We start from the raw sequence: 23,490 nt of genomic DNA on the forward strand, positions 1-23,490 counted from the left end.
TGCGCGCTGTGTTCGGGTTCCTCCGGCACAGCCCGGCTGAGGCCGAGGCGCTGCAGCCGCTTTGGTCAGCAGCCCGACGGATCGCCGCAGCGCGGCTGCTGGCCGGCCTCACGGCGCCTTCGGGTCGCCAGTCTCAGGGCGTTCTCGCGGGGTGAGCATCTGCGGTGTTGGCGCTGCGATGGTGCGGGCGGCGCACGAGGGGCAATGGCTGGCCGGGGGAGTGGTGGGGGCTGTCGCGCTGGCGGCGGTGATCTGTCCGCTGGCCGACGCGCGGACCTGCCGACGTTCCGAGTTTGCTGCTGATCGGTTCGCCGCCGACCACGGTTGCGCGCTCTAGTTGGCCGACGCTCTCCAAGCGCTGGACCTCGGGTCGGCGACTCCCGCCGGATGGCCGAGGCGGTTGTCAGCGTCCCGCCCGTCCGTCGACTTGCGGATCAACGCACTCTTGACCGCCCGACCGAGAGTCCCGCAGCTCGTACCGTTCCCTGGCTGCTGCAGAGAGGACTTGCCCAGCGCAGGGGAGGAAGTACAGCAACCGGTACAGCAACGCGGTCCGAACGTCGCCGGACGACCGCGGACGTCGAGGGACGCGGTGACGCGCTGACCAGGGAAGACCGGATCAGGGTGAACGGCGGCGGACCCCGCGCAGGAAACTGGGGGTCAAGGGGTCGCAGGTTCAAATCCTGTCAGCCCGACAAGAGAAGTCGCAGGGCAGGGGCCGTTTCCGGGAAATCGGGAACGGCCCCTGCTGCTGTTCCGGGTGGTTTGACCACCATTAGCCGACCCTGAGTTGCTCAGGACGGCGCCCAGGGTGGCCACGGCGTCGCGGGAGACGTGCCCGTAGACGTCGCCGGTGATGGCGATGGAGGAGTGGCCGAGGATCTCGGAGACCACCTTCAGCGGACGCCGTGGCCGAGCATGGCGCTGGCTGCGGAGTGCCGCAGGGGGTGGAGGCCGGCATCGGGCAGGCCGGTTCCGGGAAGGCGGCCGCTGCTCGACCGCGTCCGGGTGAGGAGATCACGCCCGCGGTCATGTCCTTGGTCCTCCCGTACCTCGGGGCTACGGAAGATGGCTCGCGCCTGGTCTCAGCGGCGGGGTGTCCCGAACGGTTGATGTCGCCTGCATGTCGAATTGCCGGCCTGGGTGGTCGCGTTCGGGGGGTGTCCCTATGGGTTGGGTCAAGCCGGTTGAGGCTGGTGGGCGGTGCCGTCGCGGAGCATGGCGAACAGGACGTCGACCCGGCGTCGGGCGAGGCAGATGAGGGCGGCGTTGTGGCGTTTCCCGGTGGCGCGCTTGCGGTTGTAGTAGGCCCGTGAGGTCGGATCGGCCAGGGCGGCGAAGGCGGAGAGGAACAGTGCCCGCTTGAGCTGCTTGTTGCCTCCCTGGGGCGGGTGCTCGCCGCGGGTCGAGGAGCCCGAGCGGCGGGTGACCGGCGCCAGGCCGGCGTAGGCGGCCAGGTGTCCGGAGGTGGGGAAGGTGCTGCCGTCGCCGACTTCGAGCAGGATGCGGGCTGCGGTCCTGACCCCAACGCCGGGCATCGAGGTCAGGACCTTGGCAAGAGGGTGGGCATCGAGGATTCCTTCGACTTCCTCGGCGATCTGCCGCCGCTGGGCAGGCACCTGGGCTAGCGATTGGGCCAGCCGCGGGAGCACTTTCTCCGCGGCCGTGTTGCCGGGAACGACCACCGTCTGCTCGTCGAGTGTGGCCAGCAGGGCGGTGACCAGTTGCTCCCCGGCGCGGGGTGCGGCCTTGCGGGCCACGGTGAGCAGTCGCCGCCTGCCGGCCACGCGGAGTCCGGCGGGCCCGCCGAAGCGGGAGAGCAGTTCCAGTACGACCCTGGTGCTCACTCGAGGACCGAGCACCCGCTTGGCGGCGGGGTGGATCTGGGTGAGCAGCCCGCGGATGCGGTTGCTCAGCCGGGTTTGCCTCTTGAGCCTGGTCGTCGTCGAACCCGATCAGCACCCGGATCTCAGCCAGCACTTCCTCACCGGAATCGACTCGGCTCAGGGTGCGCGGCATGGTCCGGGCGGCCTCGGCGATGACGAAGGCGTCCCGGGCATCGGTCTTGGCTGATCCCGGGTGCAGGTCAGCGATCCGGCGCATCGCCAGCCCGGGCAGGTAGGCGACATGGCAGCCCACGTCCCGGGCGACCGCGATCGGCAACGCCCCGATCGTGGCCGGCTGGTCGACCACCACCAGCACCTCACCGTGGGCCTGTAGCCTGGTGAACAGCTGACGCAGGCGCTGTTCGTCTTGAGGCAGGGCGGCATCGTGCAGCCGCTTCCCGCCGGGGTCCAGCGCCACCGCGTGATGGATGCCCTTGCCGACGTCCAGCCCGCAGAACACCGTGTGGCCGAGCTCGCTCATCGATGTGCCTCCTGCACCGATGCCCGTCCTGGCCAGTCGAGCACTGGATGCCGGCAGCCACGTTACGAAGACCTGCCCGAAGGCAGCCATTTCCCTATCAGCGGTCCACCAGTGCCACCAGGCCCGTACCAACACCCCCCGGATCATCAACGACAGGAGAAGTCAGTCATGCCGGACCAGGTGACCAGGAGCCCCCTCAGCGGGGACGCGGAAACGGTAAGGGGGGGCACTCCAGGAGATTGCCGACTTTCTCGGCGAGCACGTCCCGGACCTCCTCGGGCGTGGGGAAGAAGGACTCCCGTCGGGGATTGGCCTGGTTGAGCCGGCGAGGCGGCGAACGAGTTGTGCAGTTCGTTCTCCAGGGTCACCGCGTCATCGGAGAAGTACAGCCTGTGGATGTCGAACGGGAACGGGACCGATGCGTCGCCCAGCTCCCGGATCCGGTCCAGTGGCTCCAGTCGCCGGGTCATACCGATCTTCATCACCGACTTGCCGAACGCGCCGAGCAGACCACCACGACGCTCGCGATGCTCATTCGCCGGGGCTGACGAGTCCGGTCTCGTATCCGATGACCACGAGCTGGGCGCGGTCGCGCGCGTTCAGTTTGCCGAGGATGCGGCTGACGTGCGTCTTCGCGGTGAGCGGCGACATGTAGAGCGACTCGCCGATCTCGGAGTTGGTCTTGCCACGTGCGACCTCGGCGAGCACTTCCCGCTCGCGCTCGCTCAGGACATCGAGGGGACCCAAGTCCCCCGGCCAGCTGATCGGTCGGCGAACGAGGTCGGCGACCAACCGTTTCGTCATCGCTGGTGAGATGAGGACATCGCCGTCGGCGGCGGCGGCGATCGCCTCGAGGAGGAGTCGCGGCGGGGTGTCCTTGAGCAGGAAACCGGAGGCACCGACTCGGAGCGCCTCGTAGACGTACTCATCGAGCGCGAAGGTGGTGAGCACGAGCACCTTGGTGGCGCGGAGCTGTTCGTCTCCGCAGATCGTTCGCGTCGCCTCGAGCCCGTCCATGCGGGGCATGCGGATGTCCATCAGCACGACGTCGGGGCGTGTCCGCCGGGTCTGGGCGATCGCCTGCGCGCCGTCGCCGGCCTCACCGACGACCTCGATGCCAGGCTCGTTGGCGAGCAGTGCTGCGAACCCGCGACGCACCAACTCCTGGTCGTCGACGATCAGCACGCGGATGTTGCGCGTCGCCGTGGCAGGCGCGTCGGGCCGGGCGGTCATGCCCCCCGCCCGTCGGGCAGTTGGTAGGGCACGAACGCGCGCACCGCGAACCCACCGTCGTCGGCAGGTCCGGCGTGGACCGTGCCACCGAGGAACTCCGCTCGCTCACGGATCGCGAGCAGACCCATGCCGGTGCCCGGCACAGCGGCGCGTGCGGTGGCCGGGGCGTCGTTCGACACCGTGACGTGCACGCCGCCGTCCCCGTGCCGGAGCCGGACGACCGCGGGGACGACGCCGGCGTGGCGGGCGACGTTGACCAGGCACTCGTGCACGATGCGGTGCACCGTCACCACGGTGCTCTCCGCCACCCCCGCAGGATAGTCACCGTCCTCGACCACCTCGACCGCCCTCGAGTGCCCGGCGGCAGCGACAACGACATCGCTGAGGGCGGTGGTTGCCGTCGGTACCGGGCGAAGCGGCACCGACTCGTCGGACCGCAGGAGCCCGAGGAGGGATCTCAGCTCGTCGAGCGATCGTCTGCCCACGTCGTTGATCTCGACGAGCGCAGAGTGAGCGGCGGCCGGATCGCGCTCGAACACATGGGCGGCGATGCCGGACTGGACGGTGATCGCCGACAGCGAATGGGCGACGATGTCATGCAGGTCGTACGCGATGCGAAGGCGTTCCGCCTGGAGCCGCTCGGCGACCTGGCGTTCCACTTCGTCGGCTCGACGCCGCAGGTCGGAGCGACGGGCGTCCGCGGCGGCGATCGGGAGCAGGAGAACGGCTGCGTCGGTGACCCATTCGAACCAGAACGGCTCACCACCGACCTGCGCTCCGGAGCCGGCGACGACGATCGCGACGAGCGATCCGAACCAGATGACAGAACGATCCTCGCTCCGGTACACGAGACGGAACAGCGCCACGGCGAGCAGCGGTAGCAACGCGATCGGGCTGGAGGTCCATGCGAGGGTGACGACGTCCAGCACACCGATCGCCACGACGGTGGCCCGACCGAACCGACCGGCGACGACGAGCAGCACTGCGGCTGCGACCGCGAGCGCGATGCCTGGGAGCTGCCGTCCGGCCACGACGTCCGGATCGGTGACCAACACGCCGATCGACACCGCCAACGCGGCGACGATCACAGCGAGATCTGTGCGACCGGCGCGGTGATCCGTGTGCGTCACGGCACGATCATCGTCGCAACCGATGACGGGCGGGTACTCCGCCGGGAGGTCCCTGCCCCTGGACCGGTCGTCGGCCGCCCGGCCCAGGTGCAGAGACTCTCGCATCAGCGGTCGCCGCGCACCAGCTCGAGCACGGGCGTCCGGGAGACCTGGAACGCGGGCCACGCTGCAGCGACCACGCCGGCTGCGACCGCAATGACGAGCGTCACCGCGAGACGGGTCCAGGGCATGACGACGGATGGGATCTCCGCGCCACCGGTGACGTCGATCAGCGCCCAGCCGAGGCCGGCTGCGACGGCGATGCCGATCGATGCCGCAACGAAAGACAGGAGTGCCACCTCGAGCCGCACGATACGACGCACCTCCCGGCGAGACGCGCCGACCGCTCGCAGCAGCCCGATCTCTCCAGAGCGTTCGTTGATCGCGAGCGCCGTGGTGTTGGCGACTCCGAGGAGCGCGATGAAGCTCGCCAGGATGAGCATCCCGTCGATGAAGTTCCCGAACGCCGCGATCTCGCTCCCGCTGTTGGCGATGTGTTCTTCTCGGGTCTCGAGGAACGACCCGGGCGCATCTCGGACCAGGGCACTCACGTCGTTCTCGGCGTCCGCCGCCGCTCCGTCGGCGAGGTCGACGAACACCAGTGCGTCGAGCAGATGACCGACCGCGGTGTCGAGTGTCGCGGCGTCGACGAAGTACGCCGGCGCTTCGAAACCGCCGGTGCTCCTCGCGACCACAGCGACGATCGGCGCTTCGATGGTCGATCGTTCGAACTGGATCTCCAGGGTCTCGCCAAGCCGCGCCGGGTCGTCACCGACCACGGCCACGCCTCCCGAGCTCAGGTCGGCGAGGTCACCGGCGATCGGGTCGAGGTCGACCATGGTGGGCAGGGCCGTCGGGTCGATGCCGCCGACCGCCTCGGCTGTTCCTGCCACGATCCCTTCGGCGAACGACAGCGCAGTGACCGCGTCGACGTCGGGCAGCGCTGCTATCCGGCCGGCCAGGGTGGGGTCGATCGTCGCGAAGTCGGGGGTCGCCGACGTGACCACCAGGTCCGCCCGCAGTCCCTCACGGACATCGGTCCCGATCCCGCTCGTCAGAGAGCTCGCGAAGATCGCGAAGATCGTCACCATCGCGGTGCCGAGCATGAGCGCGAGCGCTGTCGATGCCGATCGGCGTGGACTCCCAGCCAAGTTGCGCGCTGCGATCGTGCCGCTGACACCGGCGGTGCGGCGGGCAACCGGAGAGCTCCAACGCGCTGTTGCGGTCACGATCGCCGGGCCGCACAGCACGAGCGCCGGGACGATGGCAGCAGCGAGCACGAGCCACACCGGGCTCGAGCGCACCACGGCCAGAGCTCCTCCAGCGATCGCCGCCGCGGCGAGCACGAGTCCGCTGGCAGTCCGCACCGGGCTCACGACCCGGGGTTCCGCCGCGCTCTCGCGCAGCGCCTCGATCGGTGGTGTCGCCGCCGCGCGGCGAGCCGGGATCCATGCCGAGAGGATCGTTGCGCCGATTCCGACGGTCGCGGCGACCGCGATGGAGATCGGGCTCACGATCGACGGCCCGGTGAGCAGGCTGACCCCGGTGAGTCCGACGACCCAGCGCAGCACGCCCACTCCCGCGACCCCACACACGAGGCCGGCGAGCGTGGCGATCGTTCCGACGAACACCGCCTCGATCACCACTCCACCGAGGACCTGGCGTCGTTCCGCACCGATCGCACGCAGCAGTCCTGACTCCCGCCGGCGGCGGGCGACGGTGAGCGCGAACGTGTTGAAGATGATCGTCACGCCGATCAACACCGCGACCACGGCGAAGGCCAGGAGGAACACGGTCAGGAACTGCAGCGGTGACGTCGCGTCGTCCTGCATCGTCGCGATGTAGTCCGGTCCGTCGACGACCTCGGCGTCGGACAGCGCCGACAGTCGGCCGAGCACCTCGGCGCGGTCGGCACCCTCCGCGATGTCGACGAGCACCTCGGTCGGCGCCGCGAGGTCGAGCCAGGCGGGCACCGCTGCGTCGGGGAACAGCACCGTTCGCTGCAGCGGTGCCGTGTCCGCCGAACCGAACGTCGCGACACCGGTGACGGTCGCGTCGTGCATCCCCGTCGCGGTCAAGACCTGTACGACGTCACCCGGGTCCACGCCTGCGTCGCCGGCGAGCGATCGATCGATCACGATCTCTCCGGCCTCGGTCGGTGCTCGCCCGCTCTCGAGCCGGAACGGATTGAGCGTCGGGTCGGCGATCCAGTTGCGGCCGAGGTCGCTCGCCGTGCCGGTTCCGACCGACGATCCGTCGACGACCAGCTTCGCGAAGCCGACCCATTGCGAGGCGGTCTCGTCGACGCCGTCGACCCCAGCCACGCGCTCGGTGATGTCGGGATCCAGTGATCGCTGAACCGACCTGGCAGGATCTCCCGGTCCTCCGCCGGGCTCGCCTAGGGAGACGCCCTGCACCACGGCGTCCGTCCCGGCCATCGCTTCGGAGATGTCGCTGGCCGCTCGGCCGCGCAGCGAGTCCGACAGCACCAGCGTCGCGAGGAGGAACGCCACCGACAGTGTGATCGCCGTGCCCGTGAGCACGAACCGATTCCGCCCCGCGAACACGCTCCGGGCCGCGCTCCGGATCATCTGGCTCATCGGCCCAGGCCCTTCATCACGTCGAGCACCGAATCGGCCGACGGGCGGTCCATCACGTCGTGCACTCCGCCGTCGACGACGAACACGACGTGGTCGGCCCAGGCAGCGGCGTTGGGATCGTGCGTGACCATCACGATCGACTGACGGTGCTCGTCGACCGCTGATCGCAGGTGTCCGAGGATCTGCTGTCCGGACCGGGTGTCGAGGTTGCCGGTGGGCTCGTCGGCGAACACCACCTGTGGCCGAGCGACCAGCGCCCGGGCGACGGCGACGCGCTGTTGCTGGCCGCCCGAGAGCTCCGTCGGCCGATGGTGCATGCGATCACCGAGGCCCAGCATCGACACGACCTGATCGAGCACTCCATCGCTCGGCTGGCGGCCCGACAGGGTCAACGGCAGGAGGATGTTCTCCTTGGCCGTGAGCGTCGCCACGAGGTTGAACTCCTGGAAGACGAACCCGATCCGTTCTCGACGCAGCCGTGTCAACTCACGGTCGTCGAGGGTCGACAGATCCGTGTTGCCCACGAATGCGCGGCCCGACGTCAGTCGATCCAACCCGGCGGCGCAGTGCATCATCGTCGACTTCCCCGAACCCGACGGGCCCATCACAGCCGTGAACTTCCCCGCCGGGAACGCAATGGTGACGTCGTCGAGCGCGACGACGGCCGACTGGCCGGAGCCATATCGTTTGACGGCGCCGACGAGCATGGCCGCAGCGTCATCAGCGTTGGCTGACAGCGGGCTCCGGGACTGCCCATCGACGACTGTGGAATCTGGCTCTGGGGACACGAGACCTCCGAAGAATGGTTGGTGTCCACCACGATGACGGCGGCCGCCGGCCGCCGCGTCCACCCACAGGAGGCGACGCGTACTCGCACGGGAGTACATCCGCGACCGAGCCGTCGACCTCGGTGGCCGACGATTCGGCCGAGGATGACGGCGGTCGCGCTCGACGACCATGTTTCGCGCGACGGCCTCGACGTGATCTGGTCTGAACCGGCCGGTCGCCGTGATCGCGGAGAATCGCGCTTCGCCGTCACGACGCCGTTCACGATTGGGCGGGATCGGGCGCGCCGCTCGGGGTGGCCGTCTTCGAGGCGTCGGGCCGAGCGCCAGAGCCTTGGGCGGGAGTCGCACGGCGTCGAGGGCCATCACACAGTACGGACTTCGGCATTCAGCGACGATGTCGACACCGCGCGGGAGCACCTTCAGGCTCTCGGCTAGCTGCTCGATCGGGATCGAGGGGGCACCAACGGGCGGACCGCGCACAGCAGTGAGACCGCGGTGAAGGCGACCACCCCGATCAGCAGCGGCCGGCGAGGCGCCGACGAACTCGTGCACGTAGGTGGCGACGGTCAGCGGGGGAGTAGGGCCCGGTCCAGCGGGCTGCCCGTGACCGCGCAGGTCGACGCGGAGTGTGCGAGGCGCTCGGCCAGCGGCACCCCGCCCCAGAACGTGCGCTCCTCGGTGAGGCCGTGAACGGTCACCAGCAGGGCGCCGGTACCGGCGACGTCGGGCGGAGGGGGACGGTCAAGGTCACGAGCGGACGCCGGCCGGGCTGGCCCCGAGGTGAACTCCGGGTGCCCCGGGGACGGCGACCGTCTCCGTGTCCCGCCGGTCTGGCGGTCACGGGGCGCGCCACACCCAGTTCGGCCGCTCGTACAGGTCGACCAGTCCGGCAGCCCGCAGGTTGTGCAACGAGGAGTTGGGTGACTCTGGTGTCTCCGTCGAGGTCTCCGCGCTGACCCAGCGGGCACCGGCGTCGACGGCAGCGCCCAGCCGGGCCGCGATGAGTGCCGACTGCGCTCCCTGCCCCCGGTGGCCGGGCAGGGTGCTGGCGCCGAACAACCCGGCCGCGTCGCCGTCGACGACGACGCTCGCGCTGGCCACCAGGTCCCGGCCGTCCCAGGCGGCGAAGCGGTGGACCAACTCGGGGTCGGCAGCTGCGCCCAGCCCCTCGAACACCGGGGGCATGCCGAAGCCGCTGATCAGCACCCGCGCCCACTCGTCGTGCTGGTCCTCGGGCACGGGCCCGATCCTCAGCCGGGTGGCGGCCGGCTGGAAGGTGATCGGATCGGGGACGTGGCGTTGCAGCTTCATCCACGTCGAGCTGTGGACCAACCCGAGCTCCGCGGCGATCTCCGGCCAGTCCTCAGGCAGGGCGGCGGGGGCGATCTGGAGGGTGGCCACGGCCACTCCGCTGCTCCGGTAGAAGGCGCAGATCTCCTGCACGAGCGACCGCGTCACCGGCTCGGTGACGCCGAAGCCCAGGGCCTTGCTCCAGTAGTGGGTCGGGTCGTTGGCCACCGCGACGACCACGCCGCCGCCCAGTCGGGCCGTGCTGATCCCCAGCTGGCGGTGTGCTGCGGGTGAGGCGTCACGGACGAAGGTCTCCATCGCGCGGGCCTCGATCTGCTCGGCGCGGGCCGCGGTCTCCTCGATCACGCGGCACCTCCCGGAAGTCCGTGGTGCTGGGCTGCGCAAGTGGATCGGCGGAGACGCGTTCCGGTCATGGTGATCAGGAGTTCCTCTCGGGGTGGACGTCATCGGACCTCTCGGCGACGAGGTCGAGCCGCCGGGTGGAGCGGTGAGGGCGCGACGGGCGGCGGCTGTCCCGGGCGGGCACACCCGGCCGTCGTCGTGCGTCCGCGGGTCGGGACGGCCGGGCAGCCTGTCAGCCGCGCTCCGTCTTGTCGGCTGCCGGTCAAGACACAATCTGGCCGCGGGTGGAGCGCAGGCGAAGCCCCTGCGCTACCAAGATCAGGTACAGCAGGCTGTACCTCTCGGCAGCCGATCGGTCGCTCATCACAAGCGGAATCGCCCGACCAACATCTCCGGTCAGTACACATGGTGCCCTGACCACGGACGTTCACGGTGTTGGGACCGTGTGTTGGGTGCAGGAGACGCGCCGGCTGTCATGGGCAAGAGTGGTGGTCCTGAAGGGCTGGCCCGCGGGCGTAGTGAGCAATACGGTGGGGAGCCCGTGAACTACGACGTCCTGAGGCCCGTTGTGGTGGGCGCGTTGTCGGCCGTGGTTCGGCTGGTGTTTGCATGCTGTCTGGAGGATGAGTTGTGAGGGTCACTGTCATCGGGGTCTTTGCGGTTGCCGTGGAGCGGCAGCAGGATCTGATCGATGCGATCCATCGCGCCGGCGAGGTCATGCGGAAGAAGTCGGGTTTCCTCGGCTCGACTGTCTACGCTTCTCTGGACGGCGCCAAGGTGGTGAATCAGTCGCATTGGGCCAGCAGTGATGCTCTTGCCGCCGCGCGTGAAGATCCTGAAGGGCTGGCCCTGGCCGAAGCGATGTTCGAGATCGCGAAGCCCGATCCGATCATCTGCGTGGAGCGCGGTGAGCTTCGTCCGAAGTAGTGCCGTGTGACCACGATCTTCGAGGCGCCGAAGGGGCGTAACGGCCCGAACTGCGCCTCGATCGGATTGGCCCAGGACGCGTGAGTCGGGGTGGAGCACAGCTCGACCTCGTGCCGTGCCGCGCACGCCCGGATCCCCTTGTCTCGTCCGGCGCGGAATGATCTCAGCGCGGCCAGGGTGCTCGCCGTGCTCTTGCGCCGGTGCACGACGCCCCAGAGCTGGTCGTCACCGACGCTGTAGCAGCCGTGGAACTGTCGGACGCCGTGCAGCTTCTGGTGGTTCGCGGGCGGCCTCGGGTGCCCAGTCGGAACCGGCCTGCGGACGGATGACAAGAGGCCCGCACTCGTCGAAAGCGGACACCCGTTGCGGGGAGTCGGTGGTCACGTACTCGCCACGGGCCAGTCCGAGTCGGATGCGCGCTGGACAGGCTCCCTCCGCGGACTGCCCCCGGCGTGGGCGTTGGTGCCGTCGGTGGATAACCACGACAGCGCGGAGTCGTCAATACAGCCTGCTGCACCCGTGACTGAGCAGTCAGCTGGATGGAACGAGACATCGGTGTCCGCGCACCATGGACGCATGTTGATCGGTCACGCCGGTTGATGAGCTTCCGCGCCTGACAGGCAAACCGCTTGCCGCTGGATTGTGGAGAAGGGCGACCTGCCCGTTGCAGGAGTGGGTGAGCGAACGCGCGTTCAGCTCGAGCCCCGCGTAATCGTCGGACAGTGCAGCGGACCGTGGCGCGGCGGCTGTGGAACACGAGTGGACCCTGATGTATCGAGACGTGGGGACGACATGCGAATCCTGTTCACCAGCACGCCCGCCTACGGTCACCTCCTGCCGATGATCCCCTTGATGCGGGCGGCTTCGGCGGCGGGTCACGAAACCGCCCTGATGACCCATCGATCGGTCGCTCCACTTGCCGCAGACGTGCGTCTGTTGCCGGCTGGACCGGACTTGGCCACGACCCTGGCTGACGTGTCGCGTCGGACGGGTGCGGAACCTCTCGAGGACCCACTCGTGTCGGCTGTGGAGATCCTCATCGAAACCCGGCTGACCTTGGGAGCGGAAGCGGCGATGAGCGCCGCTGACAGCTTCGCGCCCGACGTCATGATCTGCGACCTGGTGGACTACCTGGGGCAGCTCGCCGCGTCCTCGAGAAAGACCCCGTGGGTGGCGCACGGTGCGTCGCTTCCCATGATCCCGCTCTTGGCCGATCAGTTCGCTCAACGTGCGGCCCGACGCTTCGCCGACTTCGGTGTCGTGCCGAGTGCGCCGATCGCATACCTCGACCCGTGGCCGGATGCTCTGGTGACCGAGGCTGACCGCTACCCAGCTCCTCGGATCCCCGTTCGTCCTCAGCCTCACGGCAGCGGGCCCGGGCACGAGGGGCGGGTACACAGCTCTCACCCTGACGGTGGTGGCGACGTGGTGGACGCGGAGCGCCAGCGCGCAAGGGTGCTGGTGACCCTGGGCACCGTGGTCGACGATGCCGATGTCCTGGTCGCCGTCGTTGCGTCGGCGGCAACCGCAGACGTCGACCTGCGCATCGCAGGTGCCGAGGGGATCGACCTGTCCGGCAGCGACGGTGTGCCAGACCGCTTCGAAGTGGTCGGCTTCGTGCCGATGCACGACCTGCTGCGAGACGTCGATGTCGTCGTCTCCTCAGGTGGCGCCGGAACAGTCCTGTCCGCCCTCAGCGCAGGCGTGCCGCTGGTGCTGCTCCCGCTGGGCCTGGACAAACCGATGAACGCTGAGCGGGTCGCTGTCGCGGGAGCGGGGTTGGTCGCCACCGCACCCGGAGACGTCGGAGCGCTGATCGCCGCAGTGCTCACCGACCCGTCCTACCGGCGAGCCGCTGAGGCAGTAGCCGCCGACATGGCGCAGATGCGCAGCCCGCACGACGCTCTGACCGACCTCATCGATGCCATCTCCTGACGCAGACGTCGCGCACCCGCGAGTACGGCCGACAGCGTCCGCCCAGCGGTGGTGCCGTGCGTGCGCACCGACATCGCGACCCCGGCCACGGGGGTCGTGACGGACAGGACCTCCATCGCCACACCCGCGGCGTCCATGCGGGCCAGGTTGCTCGGATAGGCGGCCCGTTTGGCAGAACCAAGTCGAAGTCCGGGTCAAGATAGTCGCGCCAAAGATCTGATCAGTAGATCGTCGAGATGTGAAGGCCACGGGAACAGTGGAGCAGTCTGGCGTAAGCCCGCCATTCCGTGCAAGGCAACCCAGAGGGCGGTGGCGTCGGTAAAAGGATCCGAACTGTCTGACACACCCGCCTCACTGCACGCATCAAGGGCCTCGACCAGAACGTTGAAGGCCGATCGGCCGACGCGCGCACGTTCCTCCAGCTCGACCTCATCGTCGGTATCCGACACCTCCCAGACGCCACCGAACATCAATCGGTAGCGTTCCGGGAAGTCGCGCGCGAAGTCGAGATAGCCTCGACAGAGGCTGAACAGCCGGTCTACCGGGTCGTCGTCCTGTGCGCCTGCGTGCAGGACGGCGATCAATTCATCGAAGGCCTCAGCGACGACCGCCCGCAATATAGATTCGGGCCTGAACCGAAATGCCGGCCCGCCAGTGCATGAGGGGCTGGTCGACCGGAAGTTCACCGCGACCGCGCCCGACGTCACCTGGCTGACCGACATCACCGAGCACAACACCGCCGAGGGCAAGCTCTACCTCTGCGCGATCAAGGACGTCTGCTCCGGCCGGATCGTCGGCTACTCCATCGACTCGCCGTGAAGGCATCACTGGCGGTGGCCGCACTGCGGAACGCCACCATCCGCAGAGACCCGGTCGGCACCGTGGTCCGCTCCGACCGCGGCAGCCAACTCCAGTCGAACGCCTTGGTCCGCATGATCACGAACAACGGCCTGGTCGGCTCCATGGGCCGAGTCGGTGCCTGCGACGACAACGCAGCCACGGAGTCGTTCTTCGCCCTGCAGCATGAATACGTTCTGGACCAGCAGCGATAGAGCACTCGCGAAGAACTGCGGCTGGCGATCATCACCTGGATCGACCGCACCTACCACCGCCGACGCCGGCAACGCCACCTCGGACGACTCACACTCCCCGAGTACGAGACACTCCACCTCGCCGCTACCGCGGCCTGACCACCACACCCGACGAGTCAACTGAACTCGGGGCCAGTCCCGTCCACCGGGTCTGGTCAGTGTTCTCCATCAAGAACCGCATCAAGGCGGTGGAGTACTTGCTGGAGGGTGGTCGACTGTGTGGCGAAGTTCAGCCGCGCGAACGTCGTGGTGTCCACAGGGGTGTACTGGCTGAAGTCGGTACCTGGGCTCAGTTGCACGCGGGCACGCTGCATGAAGTTCCCGGCTGGATCGGCGGCAACGGCGCTTCGGGCGAAGTCGATCCAAGCCAGGTAGGTCGCCTCGGGCGGCACGAGGTCGATGTCGCCTCGCCGACGGACCCAGTTCTCGACCAGCGCTCGGTTGGCAGTCAACCCGTCCATGACGATCTCGAACCACTCGGCCGACTCACGCCAGGCGGCGACGGCAGCGATGCGGCTCAGCACGCTGGGTGTCCCGAAGTAGTCGAGTGGCGCCTTCGCCAGTGCTTCCGCCATCGGGGTGTGCCCGACGTGGGCGATGGCACACCGCATGCCGGCGAGGTTGAACGCCTTCCCCGGTGACGTCGTGGTGATGGTCAGGTCAGCGATCTCATGGCTGAGGGAGGCGAATGGGGTGTGCGTGTGGGGGGCGTAGGTCAGGTCGGCGTGGATCTCGTCAGCGAACACGGGGATCCGGTGGGTGAGTGCGATGTCTGCGATGCCGAGCAGTTCGTCCTGCCGGAAGGCCCGTCCGGTCGGGTTGTGCGGGTTGACCAGGACCAACAGCCGTGGCCGGTGGTGGGCCACGAGCCGCCGGTGCTCTTCGAGATCCAGGTGCCAGCCATCGGTGGACCGGTGCACCGGCAGCGGCACGATGGTGCGACCTGCCCGGGCGATGGACGCCAGGAAGGGGGGGTAGGCCGGCACATGGAGGGCGATCGCGTCACCCGGCTCGGTCGTGTGCTCGATGGTGACCTGCAGGATCTGGATGAGGTCGCTCATCACCCGGCTCCGGCCCGGAGCTGGTGGCCACCCGAAGCGCGTGAGCATGTGCTCCTCGAAGGCATCGACCACCGGGTCACCTGCGGCCCAGTACGGGTAGCCGAGGTCGCCGCGCTCGATGGTCTCGGTGAGGCGCTCGCGGACGGGGCCCGGGATCCCGATGTCCATGTCGGCGACCCACGCCGGGATGACGTCCTCGGGGACGGCGGTCCACTTGGCGCCATGACCACCGCGCAGGCGAGCCGGGTCGAGCCCCGCGATCTCGGTCACGCGTCCACCCGACCGGCCCGATGCAGGACCAGCAGGTCCCGCAGGATCTCCATCTGCCCGTGGTGCTGGGCGAGCTCCTCGAAGACGTGCTGGAATGCGGCGCCCTGTGTCAGGCTCCGCGCGGGACCCAGGAAGTCCGCGGGCGGCTCCACTGCCAACCGGTCGTGCGGCTGGGCGGTGGCCACATCGCGACGGAACTGTTCCATGACTGGTCCGACGCGGTCCGCCAGTGCGCCGACCTCGCCGCTGGCCTCGAACTCCGCGTCACGGTCGCGGTCGACGGTCCGGCCGTGCACGAAGCCCCCCGCCCAGGTCTCGACCACGGCGAGGCAGTGGCAGAGCAGCGCGTAAGGCGTGTTGGCCCCCTCATGGGCACGCAGGTTGGCCGCGTCGTCCCCCAGCTCGAGGACGATCGTGCGCATGCCCGTCAACGCCCTCTCGGCGAAGTAGAGGTAGTCGTACTCGTCGATCACTCGCGGCCTCCCGTCACCTGTCAGACTGGTGACGAGCTTGAGCCGCGCCGTCGTCACCTGTCAAGATGGTGACGTGGCCTTCGCCTTCGTCAGTGGCAACCCGGCCCTGGACCTGGCTGGGACGCGCAAGTGGCGCAACGACGCCCAGCCGGAAGAGCTGCTGCGCGGGGCGGCCGACCTGCAGCGATGGCTGGTGGAGGTCGCCGACCTCGCCCCGGACCTGCCGGTCGACCACACCGCGTTGGAAGCGGCGCTGGCCCTCCGCGAGGCTGTGTACCGGCTGGCCAGCGACCGCTTGCAGGGTGTGCCCTTCGATCCGTCGGACCTCGCGGTGGTCAACGCGCTGGCTGCGCTGCCCGGCGTGCGGGTGCGGCTCTCTCCCGATCGCGTCGAGCGGGATGGGAGCGCCCAGAACGCCCTCGCCGACGTGGCGCGCTCGGCCATCTCGGTGCTGTCGGACCCGGACGCGTGCCTCAAGGAGTGCGGCCGCGCGTCGTGCACCCGCATCTATCTGGACCGGTCGCGCGGCGCCCGGCGAACCTGGTGCGGCATGGACGAGTGTGGGAACCGCGTGAAAGCGGCTGCTTACCGCGCGCGTAAGCGGGTCGCGGCGGACACTCAGGCGCACGTCACCACCTGACCGGTGCGCTCCCGAGTACCGATCACCGCCGGCGTCGCCTGGGCGTGAGGCGCACGAACTCCCGGCCGTCGTCGGTCGCGGCGCCCTGCGTCAGGAACTGCGCGATGGAGTCGGCCGACACCGCTCTGGGTCAGGGCCTGGATGAGCTCGGGCTTGCCGCCCACACCGGCGTACACGGTGGTCACCGCCACGCCTGCGGCCGCCGCCACCTGCGCCACGCAGGCTGTCCGCGACGGCCGGCCAGGCAGGCGGCCGGGACTCAGGGCCGATCTCGGCCGCTCGGCGCCGGGCGGCCCGCCGGGCCTGGAGCCGGGCTGCGCCGGCGGGCCGTTGGGGGCTGGGAACGCTGGAGCCCTTGAGTGAAGGCACCGCCCAGCGCCAGACCCCGTCGTCCGGCGCCGGGCTGTGCTCAGCCCTGCGGGATGGACGCGCTCGTCGACGCCCTCTCGCCGACCAGCGTGGCGATGACGTCCGCGGGGGTGGGGGTGCGGGCGATCTCGGCGGCGAGGTCGCGGGCCGCAGCGGCGAACGACGGGTCCTCCAGTACCCGCCGGGTCGCCGCCCCGGCCTCCCGCGGGTCGTGGACCACCACCGCTGAGCCGGCGGCCTCGGTGCGCGCAGCGTTGAGCGGCTGGTCGGCTCCCTGGGGCAGCACGACCAGCGGGATGCCCCGGCTGAGCGCGCCGAGCACGGTGCCCGAGCCGCCCGCGCAGAGGACCACGTCGACGTCCAGCAGTTCGGCGAGGGGTGCGAACGGCCGGTAGTCCACACCCGGGGTGTCCGGCGCCGCCAGGCCGGTGACCCCGAGCGTGGCGACCACGTCGACGTCCGCGTCGTCCAGCGAGCCGACGATGGTGGCCAGCAGGTCCGGGTCGGTGAAGACCGTGCCCAGGGTGACCAGCACCCGGCGGCGCCCCCGGGTGCCGGGCTCGGCGGCCGTGGAGGACCCCGGTCGCTGGTGGGCCTCGGCGCGCACGAGCAGGTGCCGTGCGGGGGAGGTGAAGCCCGGGGTCTGCAGCGCGGCGGGCACCGGGTCGATGTAGGACGACGGGGGAGTGGAGGCCAGGCCCCGGCCGGCGTAGCGCTCGGCGGCCAGCGCGACCATCGGCGCGGTGAACTCCGGCGGCACCGCCGGGCCCAGGGCGAGCACGTGCCACGGCACGCCGAGGGTACTGGCGACCAGCGGGCCGACGAAGTCGGTGGCCTCGCAGATCATCAGGTCCGGCGCCCAGTCCCGGGCGACCGCGACGGCCTCATCGGCGGTCAGGTCGACCCGGACGCCGACGAAGAACTCCGCGACCGCCTCGGGCTGGGGATCGGCCGCGGCGTCGGCGACGCCGGTGCGCCGGCCGACCTCGGCGAAGAGCACGTCCGGCATCGGGCCGGCCGGCAGCACCTGCACGCCCGGCAGGTCGGCGGCCAGGGGCGGGGCCATGCCGCCGCTGGTCAGCAGGGCCACGTCGTGGCCGGCCGCGAGCGCGGCCCGGGCCAGTGGTGCGAAGGGGAGGAGGTGCCCGAACGCCGGGACACCGCTCAACAGGATGCGCATGGGGGCCTTCCGATCATCTGGTGGTTGGGGGATGGGCGATCTCGGTGCATCAATCGGGTGTCAGAGCGCGCTGAGTGAGAGCCCCGCTGTGGGACTCGCGATGGAGCCGCTGCATGGTCTGGTCCAGGGCGCTCGCGCTGCGGGCTGCTTCGAAGAGCTCTTCCCGCAGGGCGATCGGCACGTGTCGATGCCACTTGTAGAAGATCTTGTGCTCGAGGCTGGCCCAGAAGTCCATGGCCACGGTGCGTAGCTGGAGCTCGACTCGGGCGGTGGCAACCCGGTCGGACATGTGAACGGGTGTGTCGACGATCAGGTGCAGGCTCCGGTAGCCGTTGGGCTTCGGGTCGGCGATGTAGTCCTTGGCGATGACCAGGTCGACGTCGGGCTGGCTCAGCAGCATCTCTGCGACGGTGTAGACGTCGGACACGAAGCTGCACACGACTCGGATGCCGGCTATGTCGTGGATGGAGTCCTGGACGCTGGCCGTGGTGAGCGGGACGCCCTTCCGCTGCGCCTTGGCGGTGAGACTCTCGATGGTCTTCACCCGCGAGGCGATGTGCTCGATGGGTGACTCGCCGTTGATCAACCGCATCTCCTCCTGGAGGATCTTGACCTTCGTCAACATCTCCAGGAGCCCGAACTCATAGACCATGAGGAACCGGCGCAGGCTCGCACCGGGCTCCCAGGGGCCCGTTGCCATCGTGGGACCTTCTCGGCCGGTCGACGGTTGATGCTGCCCGGCGATCACGTCGATCACGTCATCGCCTCGTCATCGGTGATGCGGTGCCCGCCGGGGCGTGCGTCGCGCAGGAAGCGCCGACCGGCACGAGGACGGCAGGTGGGTGGGCCGCGAGCGCGGCACTCGCCAGGTTGCGTGGCCCGGTGTCCCGTTGATCGTCGGCGTCGCGGTGCCGTGCCGTTCCGAGCACCTGCGGCGCCTCATCCGGCGAGGGGGCCTGGAGCTCGAGCTCAAGCGGTGTGTCTGAGTTCCGTGGGGCTGCCGCGACGATCGCTCGCTGGGGCCGGCGGCGGTGGCGGACCAGCTCGGTGAGCGCAGCGATGCCCAGGGCGATGGCCACGCCGAGGACTACGGCAGGGAGTGGGTCCTCCGCGAAGGCAGCACCGCCGATGGCCCCGATCGCCGTGCAGTACGCGGCCCAGGACAGGGCCGCGACGGCATCCCATCGGGAGAAGTCGGCCAATGGGTGCCGCAGAGCGCCCATGCCCAGGGTGACTGCCGTACGCCCCCCGGGGATGTACCGGGCCACGACCAGGGCCATGCCGCGCCGCTCGGCGAGAAGAGAGTCCGCTCGGCTCAGCGTCCGAGCCTGCCAGCCGGCAGGGTCCCGCTCGGCGGTCCACCTGCTCATCAGGCGACCGATCAGGTAGGACAGGTGGTCGCCGGCCAGCGCGCCGGCGGCCGCGCTGGCGATCACGAGCAGCATGTCGCTGCCAGAGGCGGCGAAGACCCCGGCGGTGATGACCACCGTCTCACTTGGGGCCAGCGGGATGAGCGCATCCGCCAAGGCCACCAGGGCGATGAGCAGGTACACCCACGGTGAGGACATGAGCGAGCTCACGGCGTCCAGCAGGCTGTCAATCACAATCGGCGTCCTCGTGGCAGAAGGGGCTGCGGTGTCGGGACTGCGCTCAGGGCAGGCTGACCGCCCCCTCGGAGAAGACGGTCGATCTGCTCAGCGGCAGGGTCAGTGCTGTCCCGATCGGGTCGAGGCAGGCCTGCGGGGGTGGGGTGCGTGGGTTCAGACCGAGTGGCGCGTGCGCGCTACTGCGGCGGCGGTTGACCGCCGAGCTCCCTGAATCGGGAGCCCCCAAGCCCATCAAGATGCACATCGTGGTGGATTTCTGACCTCGTTGGGCCGAGGAAGCCGGTGACGATCCCTGGTCGGACGGTGAGGGTGAGGTCATCGACGACGGTGGTTGGGCCACACCTCTTGGTCAGACCGTGCAACTCGCTCATGGCGTCCTCCTGAGACCGTCCGGTGGTGGGGTCCGGCTGGTGAGGAGGAGCTTTGTCGCTCCTGGGTGAGGTGTCGTCATTCGTGTGCAGGCTGTGCGTACTGCGGGCGGAGTAGATCAAGTCCTGTGGCCGGATGGGACGACGACGGGGCTTGCAGGGCGTCCAACCCGGTGGAGCTTGACCTGCACTCACGACAGGGATCGCGTGTCTGTTGTCTGTGGCGTCGTCCGTACGCAGTAGGCCGGATGACGACGACACGGCCCGGCAGCCCTCTGCTTCCGGCATGCCGGTCGCCTGCTCCCGAGTCGGCGGGTGCAGCACGACCGTGTCGGTTGCCGCGATGCAAGGCACGCGGTGGTGGCGGTTCCAAGGTCACCTGAGCACAGCTTCTGGCGGCCCCGCTTCTCGGTAGTCCTCGTCCCCGACACCGAGCAGAGGTTGCAGTCGTGACCGTCATCGACTCGCTGGCCGAGGACGATGCCGGTCTGACGTTGTCCTGGAACAACCAGTCCGCGGCCGTGCAGGACGCCTTCTACGTCTACATCGTCTCGGCGATCGGCGAGCGGTTGGTGGTCACCGACGGAGCGGTGCACAAGCACATCCGCAGCATCTTCGCCGAGCTCGACCTGCCTCCCGACGACAGCGCCGACCGCCGCGTCACCGCAGTCCGGCGCTACCTCGACACGTCCGGCTGGGCGCCGCCCCCTCCCGGGGAGGGGGCGGCGCCCGTCAGTTGCAGATCGCAGCGTCGACGGCGTCCTCGACGTCGACGACGCCCTGGAGATCGGTGGGCAGGGCGGTGACGGTGATGACGGCGCCGCGGCCGTCGGTGGCCACCGCGCTGCGGGTCTCGTAGCCGGGGATGTCGCCGCCATGGGTCCAGGCGGTGCCACCGCAGCTGAGGGTGAAGGTCTGCAGCCCCAGTCCGTAGGACTCCTGGGTGCGCGGGGTGGCCGACGGTGCCGGGACGGTGGTCTGCATCTCGGCCAGCAGCTCGGGGCTCAGCAGCTCGCCGTCGACCAGGGCGGTGAAGAAGCCGAGCAGGTCGCGGGGCGTGGAGACCAGCTGGCCACCGGCCCAGCCGGAGGAGGGGTCCTGCACGGTCACGTCGGTGTACTGCTCCTCGGGCGTGGTCCGGTAGTAGCCGTGCGGGTGATCGGCGCGCAGCTCCTGCTCGCCCTCGTGCGGCCAGTAGGTGTCGGTCAGCCCGAGCGGCTCGGTGACCCGGGTGGTGATCTCCTCAGCGATCGGCCGGCCGGTGACCTCCTGGACGAGCAGCCCGGCCAGGACGTAGTTGGTGTTGCTGTACTCCCAGCTGGTTCCGGGGGCGAACAGCGCCGGGCGGGGGAGCGCCACGTCGAGCAGCTGGTGCGGCTCCATGAAGCGGTGCTGGAGGGCGAGGTAATCGGTGAACAGGACGTCGTCGTAGTCGGGCAGGCCGCTGGTGTGCTGCAGCAGCTGGCGCACGGTGATCTCCCGGCCGTCGCCGCCCTCGCCGCGGACCAGGCCCGGTAGGTAGGTCTCGACCGGTGCGTCCAGGTCGACCAGGCCCTCGCCGACCAGCTGCAGGACGACGACGGCGGTGAAGGTCTTGGTGTTGCTGGCGATCCGCACCTCCCCGTTCACCGGAACGGGCTCCCCGGTCGCCAGGTCACCGACGCCGGCGGTGTAGTCGCGCAGGCCGTGCTGGTCCTGCACCGCGGCGAGGACCCCGGGGAACCCGCTGTCGGTGACCAGGGCGTCCAGCTCGGTCTGGACGGCGTCGGGCTGGTGCGGACGGTGGGCATCGGTGGTCTCGGCGGGCGTGCTGGCATCGGCGGGCGTGTTGACACCGCTGACGCCGAGGCCGGTGGCGGCGGCAGCGGTGAGCAGGAGGGCTCCCCACGTGCGGCGGGGAGACGAGGTGCGGAGGGAGACGGTCACGGGCTTGCTCCTCACAGGGCGGTTGAGTTGCGGGCTTCCCCAGCCTGTCCGCGTCCATCGGGCGGGTCGATGCTGCTGACGTGACAGCCGGAGGTAGCGCAGGCTGTACCGGCCCGTGAAGGCCGTGCAGGCCATGGCGCATCGGGCGAGCCGGTGGTGGCTGGCCGGTGGTGCCTGCGCCGTACCCGGTCGTAGGGTCCAGCGTCCGGTGCGTGCGGTAGAGCTGCTCGTCCTACTGATGCTGGAGATCTGTGACCCTTTGCCCCCGCTGGGCGCTTCTCACGCCGGCACCATCCACGACGAGATGGCCGCTTTAATCATCGTGGGCGCTGACAGCGGACTGACGGCCTTGGCGGTCCGTCTCTCGGGACGGTTGAGCAGTACCTGGCCTTTTGATCGTCGTCCTGGACTCCGCCACCGTGGCGGTGCTGCCACCGCGCCCACGACGCGGTGCAGCGGACCGTCACCGAGGACTTGCTCGACCTCCCACCCGCCGCGGGTCAGGCTGGCCCGGTCGCACCGTCCGATACAGCGCCGCAGGCGCGCGTCGCCGCGGGCATGCTGGAGCGACGGTGCTCCTTCTCCTGTCCGAGGGTGGGTAGGGGAGTGCTGTCATCCCCGGTAGGTCGTCGGCTATCGCGCGATGGCTACCGCGCGATGAGGCGAAGTCTCGGCGTCGAGGTTCGGTACGGAAGGAAGCGCCTCCGCGAATCAGGGCGCCCTAGCCGTCGTGACCCGGCGAATGCTCGAGGCCTCGACGTCGCGCCAGCCCTTCCTGGTAGGCGATGACGACCAGCTGGGCCCGGTCGCGGGCGCCCAGCTTCATCATCGCCCGGTGTACGTGGGTGCGGACGGTCAGCGGGCTGACGATCAGCCGGTCGGCGATCTGCTGGTTGGACAGGCCGTGCGCGGCTAGTTCGGTGATCTCGCGCTCGCGGTCGGTCAACGTGGGCAGCAGTCCGCGCGGGAGGTCGCCGATGCCATCGGGGCTGGAGAGGAAGCGGTCGATCAGGACGCGCGTGGCGGCGGGGGAGAGGAGGGCGTCTCCAGCTACGACGGTCCGGATTCCGTCGAGCAGGCCGGCGGGGGTGACGTCCTTGCCGAGGAAGCCGCTCGCTCCGGCTTTCAGCGCGCGGGCGACGTGCTCGTCGGACTCGAAGGTGGTCAGGATGAGCACCCGCGTGCCCGTCAGGTCGGGGGCGGAGCAGATCTGCCGGGTGGCGGCGAGCCCGTCCAGGACCGGCATCCGGATGTCCATCAGGACCAGGTCCGGATGGTGCCGCCGGGCGAGGTCGACCGCTTCTTCGCCGTTCGCGGCCTCGGCGACGACCGTCATGTCGTCCTCGGCGTCGATCAGCATGCGGAACGTCGAGCGCAGCAGCGCCTGGTCGTCGGCCAGCAGCACTCGGATCATCGGGGTCCCTCCCAGGGCGTCAGCGGGACGGCGAGGGTGACGGCGTACCGGTCGGATCCGATCGGGCCGGCCTCCACCGTGCCGTCCAGCGCGAGTGCGCGCTCGCGCATCCCGATCAGCCCGTAGCCCGCTCCCGCCGGTCCGGGCCGGACGCCGGTGTTCACCACCAGGACGCTGAAGGTGTTCTCGGTGCGGCTCACGGTGATCGTCACGGACGGCTCGACCGCGTGCTTGGTGACGTTGGTCAGCGCCTCCTGGACGACCCGGTACGCGGTGACGTCGACCAGCCGGGGCAGGCACTCCAGCGACCCCTCGCGGTGCACCGTGACCTCGATCCCGGCCGCCCGGCAGGGCTCGACCAGCTCGTCGAGCTGGTCGAGCCCTGGTGCCGGCACGGTGTCGGCCGGGGGGTCGTCGTC

Annotated in this window: 19 protein-coding genes and 2 pseudogenes; 5 read left to right on the forward strand and 16 right to left on the reverse strand. The window is 69.9% G+C overall.

Annotated elements, in window-relative coordinates:
• Window positions 1-1,178 precede the first annotated feature (1,178 nt).
• From O2W53_RS18195 to O2W53_RS18220, 7 genes and pseudogenes are all read right to left on the reverse strand, one after another.
• Window positions 1,179-2,367: pseudogene (locus O2W53_RS18195) on the reverse strand (IS110 family transposase).
• A 146-nt stretch (window positions 2,368-2,513) separates the two neighbouring features.
• Complete coding sequence (locus O2W53_RS23970; protein WP_442929289.1) at window positions 2,514-2,849, reverse strand: GIY-YIG nuclease family protein; 336 nt, start codon at window positions 2,847-2,849, stop codon at window positions 2,514-2,516.
• 49 nt (window positions 2,850-2,898) lie between these two features.
• Entirely contained in the window at window positions 2,899-3,600 is a 702-nt protein-coding gene (locus tag O2W53_RS18200; protein WP_269164478.1) for a response regulator transcription factor, read from the reverse strand.
• Window positions 3,597-4,688: a sensor histidine kinase gene (locus O2W53_RS18205; protein ID WP_269164479.1), complete on the reverse strand. Its 1,092-nt coding sequence runs from the start codon at window positions 4,686-4,688 to the stop codon at window positions 3,597-3,599. Before O2W53_RS18205 ends, O2W53_RS18200 begins: the two co-directional genes overlap by 4 nt.
• A 146-nt stretch (window positions 4,689-4,834) precedes the next feature.
• Window positions 4,835-7,369, reverse strand: coding sequence for an FtsX-like permease family protein (locus O2W53_RS18210; protein WP_269164481.1), 2,535 nt, complete (start codon window positions 7,367-7,369; stop codon window positions 4,835-4,837).
• Entirely contained in the window at window positions 7,366-8,076 is a 711-nt protein-coding gene (locus O2W53_RS18215) for an ABC transporter ATP-binding protein (RefSeq protein WP_269164483.1), read from the reverse strand. The genes O2W53_RS18210 and O2W53_RS18215 overlap by 4 nt, the downstream gene beginning before the upstream one ends.
• Window positions 8,077-8,994: 918 nt before the next feature.
• Entirely contained in the window at window positions 8,995-9,813 is an 819-nt protein-coding gene (locus O2W53_RS18220) for a hypothetical protein (protein WP_269164485.1), read from the reverse strand.
• Window positions 9,814-10,440: 627 nt separating this feature from the next.
• Here O2W53_RS18220 and O2W53_RS18225 point away from each other — a divergent pair.
• Both O2W53_RS18225 and O2W53_RS18230 read left to right on the forward strand, forming a co-directional pair.
• On the forward strand, window positions 10,441-10,737 hold the full coding sequence (locus tag O2W53_RS18225; protein WP_269164487.1) for an antibiotic biosynthesis monooxygenase family protein: 297 nt from the start codon (window positions 10,441-10,443) through the stop codon (window positions 10,735-10,737).
• Window positions 10,738-11,529: 792 nt separating this feature from the next.
• Window positions 11,530-12,672, forward strand: a complete 1,143-nt coding sequence (locus O2W53_RS18230; RefSeq protein WP_269164488.1) for a glycosyltransferase — start codon at window positions 11,530-11,532, stop codon at window positions 12,670-12,672.
• A gap of 194 nt (window positions 12,673-12,866) precedes the next feature.
• On the opposite strand, the gene O2W53_RS18235 is transcribed toward O2W53_RS18230, so the two are convergent.
• The gene (locus O2W53_RS18235; protein ID WP_269164489.1) at window positions 12,867-13,289 is read right to left on the reverse strand and encodes a TetR-like C-terminal domain-containing protein; all 423 of its coding nucleotides are present in this window, start codon (window positions 13,287-13,289) and stop codon (window positions 12,867-12,869) included.
• A 10-nt stretch (window positions 13,290-13,299) separates the two neighbouring features.
• Between O2W53_RS18235 and O2W53_RS18240 the strand changes: the two are divergent.
• Window positions 13,300-13,862: pseudogene (locus O2W53_RS18240) on the forward strand (IS3 family transposase); the annotation flags it as partial.
• A 56-nt stretch (window positions 13,863-13,918) separates the two neighbouring features.
• On the opposite strand, the gene O2W53_RS18245 reads toward O2W53_RS18240, so the two are convergent.
• Window positions 13,919-15,094, reverse strand: coding sequence for a MalY/PatB family protein (locus O2W53_RS18245; RefSeq protein WP_269164490.1), 1,176 nt, complete (start codon window positions 15,092-15,094; stop codon window positions 13,919-13,921).
• Window positions 15,091-15,624: a DinB family protein gene (locus tag O2W53_RS18250; RefSeq protein ID WP_269164491.1), complete on the reverse strand. Its 534-nt coding sequence runs from the start codon at window positions 15,622-15,624 to the stop codon at window positions 15,091-15,093. The genes O2W53_RS18245 and O2W53_RS18250 overlap by 4 nt, the downstream gene beginning before the upstream one ends.
• A gap of 16 nt (window positions 15,625-15,640) precedes the next feature.
• Between O2W53_RS18250 and O2W53_RS18255 the strand changes: the two genes are divergently transcribed.
• Complete coding sequence (locus O2W53_RS18255) at window positions 15,641-16,207, forward strand: CGNR zinc finger domain-containing protein (protein WP_269164492.1); 567 nt, start codon at window positions 15,641-15,643, stop codon at window positions 16,205-16,207.
• A 409-nt stretch (window positions 16,208-16,616) separates the two neighbouring features.
• On the opposite strand, the gene O2W53_RS18260 is transcribed toward O2W53_RS18255, so the two are convergent.
• The 3 genes from O2W53_RS18260 to O2W53_RS18270 are packed head-to-tail and all read right to left on the reverse strand — an operon-like array spanning window position 16,617 to window position 19,360.
• The gene (locus O2W53_RS18260) at window positions 16,617-17,756 is read right to left on the reverse strand and encodes a glycosyltransferase (protein ID WP_269164493.1); all 1,140 of its coding nucleotides are present in this window, start codon (window positions 17,754-17,756) and stop codon (window positions 16,617-16,619) included.
• Window positions 17,757-17,805: 49 nt separating this feature from the next.
• Entirely contained in the window at window positions 17,806-18,513 is a 708-nt protein-coding gene (locus O2W53_RS18265) for a GTP pyrophosphokinase (RefSeq protein WP_269164494.1), read from the reverse strand.
• 1 nt (window position 18,514) lies between these two features.
• A complete protein-coding gene (locus tag O2W53_RS18270) occupies window positions 18,515-19,360 on the reverse strand; it encodes a DedA family protein (protein ID WP_269164495.1) in 846 nt (281 codons plus the stop codon).
• Between the two features lie 820 nt (window positions 19,361-20,180).
• On the opposite strand from O2W53_RS18270, the gene O2W53_RS18275 reads away from it, so the two are divergent.
• A complete protein-coding gene (locus O2W53_RS18275) occupies window positions 20,181-20,537 on the forward strand; it encodes a hypothetical protein (protein ID WP_269164496.1) in 357 nt (118 codons plus the stop codon).
• On the opposite strand, the gene O2W53_RS18280 is transcribed toward O2W53_RS18275, so the two are convergent.
• From O2W53_RS18280 to O2W53_RS18290, 3 genes are all read right to left on the reverse strand, one after another.
• Window positions 20,464-21,657: a serine hydrolase domain-containing protein gene (locus tag O2W53_RS18280; protein WP_269164497.1), complete on the reverse strand. Its 1,194-nt coding sequence runs from the start codon at window positions 21,655-21,657 to the stop codon at window positions 20,464-20,466. The two genes, O2W53_RS18275 and O2W53_RS18280, sit on opposite strands and share 74 nt — an antisense overlap.
• Before the next feature lie 721 nt (window positions 21,658-22,378).
• A complete protein-coding gene (locus O2W53_RS18285) occupies window positions 22,379-23,071 on the reverse strand; it encodes a response regulator (RefSeq protein ID WP_269164498.1) in 693 nt (230 codons plus the stop codon).
• Window positions 23,068-23,490: sensor histidine kinase (locus tag O2W53_RS18290; protein ID WP_442929290.1), on the reverse strand; the 423-nt coding region annotated here is incomplete at its 5' end. The genes O2W53_RS18290 and O2W53_RS18285, both read right to left, overlap by 4 nt.

The organism is Modestobacter sp. VKM Ac-2978 (assembly GCF_026968025.1).
GTDB lineage: Bacteria > Actinomycetota > Actinomycetes > Mycobacteriales > Geodermatophilaceae > Modestobacter.

What these genes read in the sequence shown, in the direction of transcription:
- O2W53_RS23970 (WP_442929289.1), bottom strand. Translation starts at nt 2,849, where the DNA reads ATGAAGATCGGTATGACCCGGCGACTGGAGCCACTGGACCGGATCCGG.
- O2W53_RS18200 (WP_269164478.1), bottom strand. Translation starts at nt 3,600, where the DNA reads ATGACCGCCCGGCCCGACGCGCCTGCCACGGCGACGCGCAACATCCGC.
- O2W53_RS18210 (WP_269164481.1), bottom strand. Translation starts at nt 7,369, where the DNA reads ATGAGCCAGATGATCCGGAGCGCGGCCCGGAGCGTGTTCGCGGGGCGG.
- O2W53_RS18215 (WP_269164483.1), bottom strand. Translation starts at nt 8,076, where the DNA reads ATGCTCGTCGGCGCCGTCAAACGATATGGCTCCGGCCAGTCGGCCGTC.
- O2W53_RS18230 (WP_269164488.1), top strand. Translation starts at nt 11,530, where the DNA reads ATGCGAATCCTGTTCACCAGCACGCCCGCCTACGGTCACCTCCTGCCG.
- O2W53_RS18260 (WP_269164493.1), bottom strand. Translation starts at nt 17,756, where the DNA reads ATGCGCATCCTGTTGAGCGGTGTCCCGGCGTTCGGGCACCTCCTCCCC.
- O2W53_RS18285 (WP_269164498.1), bottom strand. Translation starts at nt 23,071, where the DNA reads ATGATCCGAGTGCTGCTGGCCGACGACCAGGCGCTGCTGCGCTCGACG.